The 12884-nt window shown below is 69.4% G+C and carries 11 protein-coding genes; 8 read left to right on the top strand and 3 right to left on the bottom strand.

Annotation, left to right across the window (positions count from 1 at the left end; genetic code table 11):
* Positions 1–249: 249 nt before the first annotated feature.
* On the bottom strand, positions 250–1179 hold the full coding sequence (locus OG410_RS06025) for a LysR family transcriptional regulator (protein WP_329298167.1): 930 nt from the start codon (positions 1177–1179) through the stop codon (positions 250–252).
* Positions 1180–1325: 146 nt separating this feature from the next.
* Here OG410_RS06025 and OG410_RS06020 point away from each other — a divergent pair, with 146 nt between their 5' ends.
* From OG410_RS06020 to OG410_RS05990, 7 genes are all read left to right on the top strand, one after another.
* Positions 1326–2321: a fumarylacetoacetate hydrolase family protein gene (locus tag OG410_RS06020; RefSeq protein WP_329298166.1), complete on the top strand. Its 996-nt coding sequence runs from the start codon at positions 1326–1328 to the stop codon at positions 2319–2321.
* Positions 2318–3280 carry a cyclase family protein gene (locus tag OG410_RS06015; RefSeq protein ID WP_329298165.1) on the top strand — a complete coding sequence of 321 codons (963 nt, stop codon included), beginning with the start codon at positions 2318–2320 and terminating at the stop codon, positions 3278–3280. The genes OG410_RS06020 and OG410_RS06015 overlap by 4 nt, the downstream gene beginning before the upstream one ends.
* A 24-nt stretch (positions 3281–3304) precedes the next feature.
* On the top strand, positions 3305–4435 hold the full coding sequence (locus OG410_RS06010) for an FAD-dependent monooxygenase (protein WP_329298164.1): 1131 nt from the start codon (positions 3305–3307) through the stop codon (positions 4433–4435).
* Entirely contained in the window at positions 4432–5433 is a 1002-nt protein-coding gene (locus OG410_RS06005; RefSeq protein WP_329298163.1) for an amidohydrolase family protein, read from the top strand. The genes OG410_RS06010 and OG410_RS06005 overlap by 4 nt, the downstream gene beginning before the upstream one ends.
* A gap of 4 nt (positions 5434–5437) precedes the next feature.
* Positions 5438–6373 (top strand): VOC family protein, encoded by a 936-nt coding sequence (locus OG410_RS06000; RefSeq protein WP_329298162.1) that lies wholly within the window; start codon positions 5438–5440, stop codon positions 6371–6373.
* 109 nt (positions 6374–6482) lie between these two features.
* The gene (locus OG410_RS05995) at positions 6483–7454 is read left to right on the top strand and encodes a fumarylacetoacetate hydrolase family protein (RefSeq protein WP_329298161.1); all 972 of its coding nucleotides are present in this window, start codon (positions 6483–6485) and stop codon (positions 7452–7454) included.
* Positions 7451–8218, top strand: coding sequence for an SDR family NAD(P)-dependent oxidoreductase (locus OG410_RS05990; RefSeq protein ID WP_329298160.1), 768 nt, complete (start codon positions 7451–7453; stop codon positions 8216–8218). Before OG410_RS05995 ends, OG410_RS05990 begins: the two co-directional genes overlap by 4 nt.
* 243 nt (positions 8219–8461) lie before the next feature.
* Here OG410_RS05990 and OG410_RS05985 read toward each other — a convergent pair whose 3' ends face one another.
* Entirely contained in the window at positions 8462–9709 is a 1248-nt protein-coding gene (locus OG410_RS05985) for an MFS transporter (RefSeq protein WP_329298159.1), read from the bottom strand.
* 550 nt (positions 9710–10259) lie between these two features.
* Between OG410_RS05985 and OG410_RS05980 the strand changes: the two genes are divergently transcribed.
* Positions 10260–11075, top strand: coding sequence for an endo alpha-1,4 polygalactosaminidase (locus OG410_RS05980; RefSeq protein WP_329298158.1), 816 nt, complete (start codon positions 10260–10262; stop codon positions 11073–11075).
* A gap of 189 nt (positions 11076–11264) precedes the next feature.
* On the opposite strand, the gene OG410_RS05975 is transcribed toward OG410_RS05980, so the two are convergent.
* Positions 11265–12776 carry a DUF4246 domain-containing protein gene (locus tag OG410_RS05975; protein WP_329298157.1) on the bottom strand — a complete coding sequence of 504 codons (1512 nt, stop codon included), beginning with the start codon at positions 12774–12776 and terminating at the stop codon, positions 11265–11267.
* Positions 12777–12884: the final 108 nt, after the last annotated feature.

Genomic DNA, 12884 nt, shown 5'->3' with positions numbered 1-12884 from the left:
GAGCATGCTGCCGGGCCAGACATCTGCCTGTGGGAGGTCAGAGCACCGTGCCATGGTCCGCCGGCTCACCCGTGGCCGACCATCGACGCGTCCGGTCCCGCGCTTGCTCCGGCGAGACGTCCCGTGGATACGCCGGCCTTCTCTTCACGGGGAGCGTCCTGCGTGGGGCAGGCCTATGTCCTGCCTGATCAACAAGTGCGTGTCCTCGACGGTCAGTTCGCCGATCGGGCGACGCCGCAAGGCGAATGCTCACAGATCAGCCGGGCCACCTGGCGCCGACGCCATGCGTGCGCCCACCCGCGCCGCCGTCTCGCGGAGCCAGATGTGGGCCGCGTCGTGCGTGTGGACCGGATGCCACCACAAGGCCTCTCTCAACGGCACCGCCTCGTAAGGCGGTTGAAGGACCCGGACCGACGTGACCGGCGCGAGCAGCCGGGCGAACCGCTCCTGGACCAGCGCGATCCGCCGGGTGCCGGCGACGAGGAGCAGCAGTGCCAGGAAGCTGTCCGCAGAGACTTCGACATTGGGTTCGATGCCGAGCATGCCCAACTGTCGTACGGCGGGGGCGTCGTAGGTCCGCTGATACGTCACCCACGGCAGCAGGGCCAGGTTCTCGCGGGTCAGGCGATCACCCACGTCGGGATGGTCCTGATCGACGAGGAACACCCAGCGGTCCTCGTAGAGGTCCGTGACGGGGTAGTCGTTGATGATGCCGTGCGGCATGAGCAGACCGTCGACGGCGCTGAGCAGCAGGCCCGTGTCGTCGACCACGGTGGGCGGAGTCTGGGTGAAGCGCAGGCGAATGCCGGGGGCCGACTCGTGCACGGTACGGGCGAGTTCGGCGCCGAAGACGGCGACGGCGTAGTCCGATGCCATCAGCCTGAATTCCCGCTTCTCCTCCGTCGGATCGAAGCTCGCCTGGCTGCTGAAGAGGCGTTCCAACAGGTCGTAGGCCGTGGTGGAGCGGTCGAGGAGGACCTGCCCGAGTGCGGTGAGTTCGTAGTGGCTGCCGGTCCGGGCGAGCAGGTCGTCATCGAAGTGCCGCCGCAACCGGGACAGGGCCGCGCTCATGGCCGGCTGGCTGAGTCCGACCCGCTGCCCGGCGCGGGTCACATTGCGCTCCTCCAGGAGTGCGCGCAGGGCGACGACGAGGTTGAGGTCGAGACGGGCCAGGTTCACGGATTTCCCTCTGCGGTGCGGCGTCCAGGACAGGCGACGTAGGTCCGACTATAGACACGACGAATTCTCAGTATCCATGCAATCGATTTCCCTGATTGTTGGTGGCGGGTCCAGATTAGTCACACCGCAATCAGGAGGACACGTTCGTGAAACCCGAACCCGCAGCACCGCTCTTCGCCGGGCCCTTCGCCCTCGCCACCCTCTCCGCCCCGGACGCGCCGGAGTTCCCCGCCCTCGTCACAGCCGACGGCTCGGCGATCGACCTGCGTACGGTCTTCGGGGAGCCGGCGCTCACCGCACGCGGGCTGCTGGAACGCTGGGCACACTTCCTGCCCCGGTTGCGCGAGCTGGCCACCGACGCCGAAGCACCGCGACAGCCGCTGGCGGGGTTCCACGTGCATGCGCCGGTCGAGCCGCGCCAGGTCTTCCAGTCCGGCGCCAACTACCGGCAGCACGTCATCGACCTGCACGTCGCCCACCGGGCCCCCGGGGACGAGCGGCCGGTGGAGGAGCGGCGCGAGGAGGCGGCCGAGATCATGGACCGGCGCGCCGCCGACGACCTTCCGTACGTCTTCATCGGCCTGCCGAGTGCGATCACGGGCCCGTACGACGATGTCGTCCTGCCCGCCTGGGCCGAGCAGCCGGACTGGGAGCTGGAGCTGGTCGCCGTCATCGGCCGCCCGGCCCTGGGGGTCGAGGTCGGGGAGGCCCTGGACCACGTCGCCGGATACACCATCGCCAACGACCTCACCGACCGTGCCACCGTGTTCCGGCGGGACATGCCGCAGATCGGCACGGACTGGCTGCGCAGCAAGAACGCCCCGGGGTTCACCCCGCTCGGTCCGTGGATCGTGCCCGCCGAGTCGATCACCGAGCCCGGCGACCTGCGCGTCACGCTCAAGCTCAACGGCGAGACCATGCAGGACGAGTCCACCAAGGACATGCTCTTCGACGTCGCCCGGATGGTGTCCTACGCCTCCCAGTGCGCCCGGCTTCTGCCCGGAGACCTGGTGCTGACCGGATCACCGGCCGGCAACGGCATGCACTGGGGCAGGCTGCTGCGCGACGGGGACGTCATGGACGGGTCGATCACCGGCCTCGGAGCGCAGCGGACGCGCTGCACGGCGCAGGTGACGCCGTGACCCTGGACCGCCACGACCCGGAAGGCGCCATCGCGGAGTCGGCCAAAGCCTGCTCCAACTGGGGGCGTTGGGGTGACAGCGACGTGCTGGGCACGCTCAACTTCCTCGATGAGGCCAAGCGGATAGAGGCTGCGGCGCTGGTCCGCCGCGGTGTCTCCTTCTCCCTCTCGCAGAGTTTCGACATGGACGGCCCGCAGAAGGGCTGGCGTCGCCGCACCAACCCCGTGCACACGATGCTCGACACCGGTACCGACGCCGCCCTCGGCAACCAGGGCTTCCCGCACGGCATCGGCGGCGCCGACGACGTGATCTCCATGCCGCTGCAGTGCTCCACCCAGTGGGACGGGCTGGGCCACATCTTCGACCACGGCAAGGCGTGGAACGGCCGGGACGCGGCGCGGACCGTCACCTCCGACGGTGATCTGGTGACCGGCATCGAGCACATGGCCCCGCACGTCGCGGGCCGCGGCGTACTGCTCGACGTGGGCCGTGCGGTCGGCGAACAGGGCGAGCTGCCCGACGGATTCGCCATCACGCAGGAGCATCTGGAACGCACCGCCGAGGCCCACGGGGTGCGGGTGGGCCGCGGGGACCTGGTCGTGCTGCGTACCGGGCGACTCGCCCGGGCCCGGCGGGACGGCTGGGGCGAGTACGCGGGCGGACCGGCCCCCGGCCTGTCCTTCACCACCGCACGCTGGCTGCACGGCAGCGAGATCGCCGCGATCGCCACCGACACCTGGGGCTTCGAGGTCCGCCCCAATGAGTTCGAGCACGCCTTCCAGCCGCTGCACCAGGTCGCCATCCCGCACATCGGGCTGCTCATCGGGGAGATGTGGGACCTCGACGCTCTCGCCGCGGACTGCGCGGACGACGGCGTGTACGAGTTCTTCCTCACCGCCGCACCTTTGCCCATCACCGGGGCCGTCGGCTCGCCCGTCAACCCGATCGCCGTCAAATAGCCAGTGGAACAAGGGAGTTCCCATATGAGTGCAACCCGTTCGGTCCTCGTCGTCGGCGGGGGAGCGGCAGGCAACGCAGCCACGATCCTGCTGCGCCGAGCCGGTATCGCGGTGGACCTGATCGAGGCCAAGGACGACTGGAACGCCACCGCCGGGTCCGGCATCACCCTCCAGGGCAACGCCCTGCGGGTACTGCGCGACCTCGGTGTGTGGAACCAGGTGCGGGAGTCCGGATACGGCTTCGGCTCGGTCGGCATCACCGCGCCCGACGGCACCGTCCTCCACGTCGCCGACGACGTCCGCACCGGCGGCGAGGACCTGCCCGCCACGGTCGGCATGCAGCGCCCCCGACTCCAGCAGATCCTCATGGCGGCCGTCCGCGCGTCAGGCGCCACCGTCCGCCTGGGCACCCGCGCCGACATCCTCGACCAGGACAGCACCGGCGCGAGGGTCCGGTTCAGCGACGGCACCACCGGCCGCTACGACCTCGTCGTCGCCGCCGACGGGCTCGGCTCCACCACGCGCGCCGCGATCGGCATCACCGCCGAGCCGGAACCCACCGGCATGGCCATCTGGCGCGTCGCGACCCCGCGCCCCGCGGGCGTCGTCCGCACCGATCTCGCCTACGGAGGCCCCGCCTACATAGCCGGGTACTGCCCCACCGGTGAAGCCACGCTCTACGCGTACGTCGTCGAGGGCAACCGCGACCGCGCCACGATCCCGCAGGCGTCGTACGCGGACGAGATGCGGTCCCTCGCACAGCACTACGGAGGCTGCTGGCCGGAGATCGCCGCCCACATCACCGACCCGGCACAGGTCAACTACACGTGGTTCGACCGGATGCTGGTGGAGGACTCCTGGCACCGCGGGCGCGTTGTCCTGGCCGGCGACGCCGCACACTGCTGCCCGCCCACCCTCGCCCAGGGGGCGGCCATGTCCCTGGAGGACGCCCTCGTCCTCACCGAGCTGCTGGCCGGCGCCGACACCTGGGACGACGCCCTGCTCCAGACGTACTACGAGCGCCGCGTCCCCCGTGTACGAGCCGTCGTGGAGGCATCGGTCCAGATCGGGCAGTGGCAGCTCGACGGTGTACGCGACGCCGATGTGGCCGGGCTGATGGGCCGCACCATGACCATGCTGAAGGAGCTCCCGTGACCGCGCCCACCATCGACGTGCACGCGCACCTGCTGCTGCCCGAGATCGAGGCGCTCGTGGCCACGCTGCCCGGCCACGCGGAGGCGAAGGCGCTGGACGCCCGGCGCAACGGCGCGGACGCTCTCGCGGTCAGCGGCGCCATGGTGCGCGAACGCGTCCCCCGGCTCACCGACGTCCGCGTACGCCTGGCCGCGATGGACGCCCAGGGCGTGGACGTGCAGCTGGTGAGCCCTTCGCCCTCGCATTACCACTACTGGGCCGACGCGGGGGTCGCCGAGAAGCTGTACCGGCTGGCCAACGAGGCCACGGCCCGCCACTGCGCGGCCGCCCCGGACCGCCTCAAGGGCCTGGGGCTCGTTCCCCTGCAGCACCCGGATCTGGCCGTCGCGGCGTTGGATCACGCCCTGGACCAAGGTCTGCTGGGTGTGGAGATCTCCAGCCACGCACCCGGCCGTGAACTGTCGGACCCCGCCTACGAGCCGTTCTGGGCGCGGGCCGAGGCAACCGGTGCCCTCCTGTTCCTGCATCCCTTCGGCTGCACCCTCGACGAGCGCCTGGACCGGTGGTACCTGTCCAACACCGTCGGCCAGCCCACGGAGAACGCCGTCGCGCTCTCGCACCTCATCTTCTCCGGTGTCCTGGACCGGCATGCGGAGCTGCGGCTGATCGCCGCGCACGGGGGCGGCTACCTGCCGACCCACATCGGCCGCTCCGACCACGCGTGGTCGCAGCGTTCCGACGCGGGCGCGTCCTGCGCCCAGCTGCCCAGCAGCTATCTCAGACGGATCTGGTTCGACTCCCTCGTCCACGACCCGGGAGTCCTGCGGGAGCTGACGGCGCGGGCCGGAGCGGACCGGGTGCTGCTCGGGTCCGACTTCCCCTTCGACATGGGCACCGACGATCCGGTGGGCGCCCTGCGCGCCGCGCATTTGACCGACGCCGACTTCGATGCCGTGCGCGGCGGCAATGCCGCCGCGCTCCTCCAGCGGAAGGACTGACACCATGCCTCGCCTGCTCACCCACCTGCGCCATGTCGACCTTGCTGTGCCCGACTACGACAAGCAGCTCGACTTCTACTCCGGTGTCTGGGGTCTGACCAAGGTCGCCGAGGACTCCGGCATCTCCTTCCTGGCCGCCGAGGGATCGCCCGAGAACTACGTGGTGCGACTGCGCAAGGCCGACGAGAAGCGCCTCGACCTGGTCTCCTACGGGGCGGCGAACCCGGCCGCCGTGGACACTCTCGCCCAACAACTCGCCGCCGGTGACGTGCAGTTGATCTCGCAGCCCGGCAAGCTCGACACCCCCGGCAGCGGATACGGCTTCCGCTTCTTCGACGTCGACGGGCGCGCCATCGAGGTCTCCGCGGATGTCGCGGTCCGCCGCCACCGCAAGATCGAGGAACGGGAAGCCATCCCCGTCAAGCTCTCGCACGTGGTCCTCAACTCCCCGGATCTGAACCGGACGCGTCAGTGGTACGAGACCCACCTCGGCTTCGCACTGTCCGACACGCTGTCCTCGCCGCACATGGGCGAGGTCATGCACTTCATGCGGATCAGCAACCAGCACCACTCCATGGCCATCGCCCAGGGGCCGCACACCGCCCTGCACCACATCTCCTTCGAGATGCGCGGGATCGACGAGTACATGCGCGGATCGGGCCGCGTCACCCGCGCCGGATTCCGCAAGATCTGGGGCCCCGGCCGGCACATGGCGGGCGACAACACGTTCACCTACTTCCTCGACCCGCACGGGAACACCGTCGAGTACACGACGGAGCTGGAGGAACTGGACGAGGACACCTGGCACCCGCACGTCTACGACTTCTCCCAGCCCGAGGTCACCGACCAGTGGGGCACCGCCAACGCGATGAACGAACTCGTCGCCAAGGAGTCGTTCAACGACCCCGACCGCGGCGTCTTCATCGCCCCGCCGGTCTGAGCGTCCGTCACCGGCCCCTTGATCCCGGGGGCGTGTGCGGCCCTGTCCCTGCCCTGACGCCGTCCGCCCACGCCCCCGGCCACTCCGCCCGCCAGGAGAGGCACCCCTCATGCGTTTCGCCACCTACGAACACCACCACCGCCCTTGCGTCGCCGTCGTCGAAGAGGACGGCACCCTGTACCCCGTACCGGGGGCCCGCTCACTGACCGAACTGATCCGCACCGGCGACGGCCTGCCGGGCCTCCTGGATGCCGGCGCCGCCGCCCTGGACGTACCGCCCGGACCGCATGTGTCCCAGGTGCGGCTCCTGTCACCGCTCCAGCCCTCCTCCGTACGGGACTTCGTCACGTTCGAGGAACATGTCGAGGGCGTCCGGCGCTCCGTGAACGGTGCGAGCGGCGTGCCCGAGCAGTGGTACGCGGCACCGACCTTCTACTTCACCAACCCGCACGCGGTTTTTGGTCCGTCCGACGACATCCCGATGGCGCCCGGATCGGCCGCGCTCGACTACGAGCTCGAGGTCGCGGCCGTCATCGGCCGTGAGGGCAGCGACCTCACCCCGGAACAGGCCCGCGATCACATCGTCGGCTACACCGTCTTCAACGACTGGTCGGCCCGCGACCTGCAGTCCGCCGAGATGAAGGTGGGGCTCGGCCCCTGCAAGGGCAAGGACACCGCAACCACACTCGGCCCGTATCTCGTCACGGCCGACGAACTGGAGCCGTACCGCGACACCGACGGTTTCCTGCGCCTGGCCCTGACCGCCGAGGTCAACGGCCAGGTCATCGGCAGGGACCTGCTGTCCAACATGAGCTGGACCTTCGAGGAGATGGTCGCCTACGCCTCACGCGGCACGCGGGTGGTGCCCGGCGACGTACTCGGCTCCGGTACCTGCGGCAACGGCGGCTGCCTCGCCGAACTGTGGGGCGTCCGCGGGCGGCAGGACCCGCCGCCGCTGCGGCCCGGCGACACCGTCACGCTCACCGTCGAGGGCATCGGCGCCGTCTCCAACACCGTGGTGGCCGGTCCTGACGTCCTGCCGCTCCCGGCCGGCCGCCGGCGCGGCCGGGAGCGCCCGTGACCGGCGTCGCGTCCGCCCCGCACCCCACGCCGCTGCTCGGCAAGGTCGTCGTGGTCACCGGCGCGGCCCGAGGACAGGGCGCCGCCGAGGCGGAAGCACTGGCCCGCGCCGGCGCCCAGGTGATCGCCACCGACATCGCCGCCGCCCCCGGCTGCCGCCATCTGGACGTCACCAGTGAGAGCGACTGGTCCCAGCTCGCCGCGGAGCTGGAGGAGTCGTACGGACAGGTCCACGGCCTGGTCAACAACGCGGGCATCACCTGGCGTGCCCGCCTCGGCGAGGTACGCCCCGAGGACTTCGCCCGCGTCCACGCCGTCAACGTCACCGGACCACTCCTCGGCATCCAGCACCTGAGCCCGTTGATGCCGCCGGGCGCCTCCATCGTCAACGTGGGTTCCACCGCCGCCCTCACCGCGCACTACCCGGTCGCGTACACGGCCAGCAAGTGGGCGCTGCGCGGTCTGTCGCGAACGGCCGCCACCGAGCTCGGGCCGCGGGGTATCCGCGTCAACAGCGTCCACCCCGGCTACATCGAGACCGAGATGACCGCCTCCGCCCACCCCGCGTTCCGCATGGCCAACATCCGCGAGACTCCGCTCGGCCGCACCGGAACCGTGGACGAGATCACCCCGCTCGTCGTCTTCCTGCTGTCGGACGACTCCTCCTTCATCAGCGGAGCCGAGATCCCCGTCGACGGCGGCCTCACCGCACACGGAGGCGTCAAGTCCGTCTCGGACGCTCCGCGCACGGAGGCCGGCGGATGAATCGCCCGGGGAGCAGGGCAACACAGTCACCCTCAGCCCGCTTGGAAGGAATCCTGTGAACAAAGTGAGTGCGAGCGCCGAGGAGGCGGTCTGCTCATCAACCGGTCGCATGACCAGGCAGGCAGGCTGCCGGCCGGCCTGATCATCGGCCGCGTACCCCGTTCCGACAGGGCCCCGGCGTTGCCGGGGCCCTGCTCCTGGGCCGCCGCCCGTCCCGTTCTGAGTGCCGAGGAGCGATTGCCCTCAACTGGCGTGTTCCTGCGCCACATCCATGTACGGTCCGACACCTGCTGTCCGCCGCTGCGCCCACACCAGCCCGGCGGCCACCAGCGCGGCGGCCACCCCCAGCATGCCCACAGCCGATGCCAGGCTCCCGACGGCCTTCTCCACCCCGAGCAGCGCCAGCGGCAGGACGAACGTTCCGCCGAACATCGCGCTCGTCCACAGCCCGGTGCCCCGCCCCCGGTCGGCGAATTCCAGCCGGGACATACCGCGGATCAGCAGGGCCGGCAGCAGCATGCCGGTGCCGAGACAGTTGACCACCGCTCCCGCCACCAGGAACGGGGCGTTGTCCGCGAGGTACATCAGTCCGAAGCCGATGGCGCACAGGGCGAGTACCGGCGGCAGTACCTGTTCCGGGGCACGACGCATCCGGGCAAAGACCATCGCTCCGATGACGGTGGCGGCGCTGGCAACCGCGGTGGCCAGGCCGATGACTCCGGAACTGGTGATCCCCAGATCGTCGAGCAGGTACGACATCTCTACGGGCACGGTGTAGAAGACCATCGCTCCGAAGAACGTGAGGGCGCAGGTGGCACGCATCTGCCGCCACGGGAACGGGTGACGCTCCGGGTCGGGGACCAGCGGCGTCCGATGCTCCGAAGAGGTCCGCGTCGTTGCGCTCGGCAGGGCTATGGCCATGAGCGGAGCGATGAGAAGGCTCACGGCGTAGAGCCAGAACGGCACACGCCAGCCGGCCGAACCGGCAGCCCCGCCGACCACGAAGAACACCGTCGCGGACGCCGCGGTGCACATGGTCTGCAGGGACAGGTACCGCGCTCGCTGCAGACCTTGGTAGTAGTCACCGATCAGCGTGGTGCAGCACGTCATGATGGCCGCTTCACAGAGCCCGACCAGGACCCGGCTGGCGAGGATCGCCTCCAGCGAGTCGAGCCACAGAGGGGCCGTGCCGCACAGCGCGTACACCACGGTGGCCACGAGCAGCAGACGCCTGCGCCCGAGCCGGTCGACGATCATTCCGGCGAACGGCGCGAGCAGCGCGAGCGCCAGTGCGGGGATGGTCAGAACCAGGGGCACCAACGCCTCGGCACCTGAGGTTCCCTCGAAGTGGTCCTGCATCTTCGGCAGAACCGGAGCCAGCAGCACGGCTCCCAGGACCGGCAGGCAGGAGCCGGCCATGAGCAGGGAAATCCTGAGCCGGTGGGCGGGCCCCGAGACATCGGTGGTCGGCGGTGGGGCGTCAGCGGGCATGGAGGCTCCAGGAACTTCGCACGGTGGCAGGCACACCTGACGTGCGCCGGGCGCACGGCATGCCATGAAGGGGATTCCCGCACACCGATGAGAGGCCTCGGACCGGCCTCGGTACTCCATGTGCGGGACTGGCACGACTATGCGGGGGCGCACACAGCGTTGCCCAGCCTCCGAACGATCCGAATTCCGGATCGGCACCATCCAGGCCGTGGATGAAGGGGAACAGTCCTGCCCGCCAGGACGCTCCCTCCACGGGCGCGACCACCATCTGGGAGCGCCGGGACAGCCTCCGGCCCGACGCCACCCTCAACCCCGGCGGCATCACCTCCTTCGCGCCGCGAAACGCGGGAACCAGTCGGCGTGGAGTCCGGCGTTGACATCTTTACAGGCGGTCGCTTTACTTCCGGACAACACCGGAGCCGTGCTCCGGTTCAGAGACACGCCCAGCCGGTATGCAGGCCTCGCGCCACGAGCCCGGCCCAAGTCGCCAGGACGGCCTTGCGCGTCCGAGGCGGGGACGTGCCCTCTCCCCCCATGGGAGCTCATCCACATGAGCCGTTTCATCCCCCCTTCCCGCAAGCTCATGGGCACCGTCATCGGCGCGGCAGCGCTGGTCGGCGCTCTGGTCGTCCCGGCGGCCACCGCGCAGGCCGCATCCGTGCCCCTGCCGCCCACACACGTCGGCTTCGACTATCAGATCGGCGGCGCCTACACCCCGCCGACCGGGGTGAAGGTCGTCACCCGGGACAACACCGCCTCCCCGGCGGCAGGCCTGTACAACATCTGCTACGTCAACGCCTTCCAGGCACAGCCGGGTGCCGAGAACGAGTGGGACCCCGACCTGCTGCTGCGCGACGCGTCCGGCAAGGTCGTCTACGACGAGGACTGGGGCGAGGCCTTCCTCGACATCGGCACCGACGCCAAGCGGCAGCGGATCGCCGGCAGGATCGGAAGCCTGATCGACAGCTGCAGGAGCAAGGGTTTCCAGGCGATCGAGCCCGACAACTACGACAGCTACACCCGTTCCGGGAATCGCCTGACGGCCGGCAACGCGCAGGCGTTCGTCAAGCTGCTCTCCGCCCGCGCCCACGCGGACAACCTGGCCATCGGCCAGAAGAACACTCCCGAGCTGGCAGGCAACCACACCGCCAACGGCCTGGACTTCGCCGTGGCCGAGGAGTGCGGCCAGTACGACGAGTGCGGCGACTACACCAGCGCCTTCGGAAACAACGTGATAGTGATCGAGTACACCAACTCCGGCAGGTCGAAGGCCTGCAACGGATGGGGCAGCACGCTGAGCATCGTCCAGCGAGACGTGGACGTCAAACCGGCGGGCAGCAGCGGTTACGTGCGCAAGACCTGCTAGGTCTGCTCGACCGCAGGCCGAGTCGAGTCGGCTGCCGGCCTGCGGCGGCTGGGCGCCGTCGCAGGCCGGCAGGACTTCCACCGTTCCGCGCGGCGGCCACGACCTGAACATGCCCCAACCCGCGGGCCAGATCATGGAGGTGACCGCCCGCAAGCCGGCACAGTGACCGTGACCGGTTACCGGGAGGATTCAGTGCTCGCAGAGCGAGAACTCTCGTTCGTAGAGCTGCTCGTTGTGTTCGTCGACGAAGAACTTGCGTTCCTGCATGAGCTGTTCGCGGTAGGCCTTGGCCTGTTCAAGCGTCATGGTCGAGGTGTCGGACCATGGTTGTTGCGGTGGCACGTCGGACGTCGAGGTGATCTCTTCCGACGGGTCGACCAGGAAGAAGGCGAGAATCTTGCGATGTCCCGGGCGGGTGTGGTCCGTGAGGCGGAATGAGCCGACACGGTGCTGCAGGATGTTCGGGAACGCCAGACAGCGGCCCTCTGGGGTCGATGCCGATCCCAGCATCTGGTTCAGTGCGTCTTCGTCCTCCAGGCCATAGACCTCACGCAGCCCGTTGTCGTCGTTCTGTTCGTAGTTCGGGTCGTCGAGCGCCGCCCGGAAGCTCAGCCGACTTTCGGTGATGTTCTCGCTGTCCCAGTAGTAGATGCCGGTCGAGACGATCCGCTCGTTCAACATCCCCTCGACATGCCAGGATCCGCCGGCGTACTCGGGCTTGTCCGGGGTGAGATGAATGGTGGCGAGCTTGACGATGACCTGGAGACGGCGACCGCGCAGGTCGACTCGGGCGGATTCGTCAGGCAACTCGGGCCGGGTGAAGGCCGGGGCGTCCGGGATGGTCGGGCGGCGGGTCTCCCACCAGAGGTCATGGGCCTCCGACCATGCACGGAGGGCTTCATCGTAGGCCTCACCATCACTGTAGGAGGACTTGTCCGGATACTCCGGCTCCCGCGACTCGTACCACCCGTAAGGATTGGCCTCGATCCGCAAGGGCCGCGGATGGCGCAGATCGGTGAGCACGTTCTCCAGCAGCGGGCGCATGCGTGCGAACAAGTCCGTCAGGACGGAGGCCAGTTCGCGATGAGTCTCGGGGTGGACGTTGTTGACGTACGAACGGAAGGTGACATCGCCGTCGTCACTGACGTCGACGTCCGTGGGCAGCCACTGGAATTTCTCCGAGAACTCGTACTTCGAGTAGCGGCTCGTCGGGTTCTGCCATGCCCGCTCGGGCCCGCCGCTCACCCCTCTCACCAGGCAGAACAGCGAGGGGTGTACCAGATCCAGTACCTGGCCGTCGGATCCGGGATGCCAGTCCCGTTCTGCTTCGGGGACCTGCTCCAGAACCTGAACCGCTTCGCGCAGTCGGGCTCCGAGCTTGTCGTCGACCAGGGTGTCCGACTGCCACACCCCGTCGACGGCGGACACCTCGACGCCGGTTCGTCCGTCCCGCAGCGCGGCGTAATGCGCGAGTTCGGCAAGCACGTAAGAGACTTGCGCTTCGGTGAGGCCCTGCGCGACCGCCTCTTGCGTCCACCGGGCCACGATGTCGGCGTCGTTCATCTTGTCGAACCACGCCGGCTTCGCCCGAATGTGTGCGCTGCACTGCATCATCTCAAGTTCCCGCAGCGTTCGCGGTGTCGCGAACGATATGGAACGGGCAGCATGAAAAGGCAGTGGAAAAGCAGCCAGGCCAGTCAATTCTCTCGGTCCTCCCAGTCGGTGTGCGGTGGCGGGAAGGATACTTCAGCGGACTGACACCGCGGCCGTGGACCCTGCCGCCGCTGGTCCGGGGGCCAGGGCCTCGAT

This window comes from Streptomyces sp. NBC_00659, assembly GCF_036226925.1.
Lineage (GTDB): Bacteria > Actinomycetota > Actinomycetes > Streptomycetales > Streptomycetaceae > Streptomyces.
This window is presented reverse-complemented; position numbering and strand designations above follow the sequence as displayed.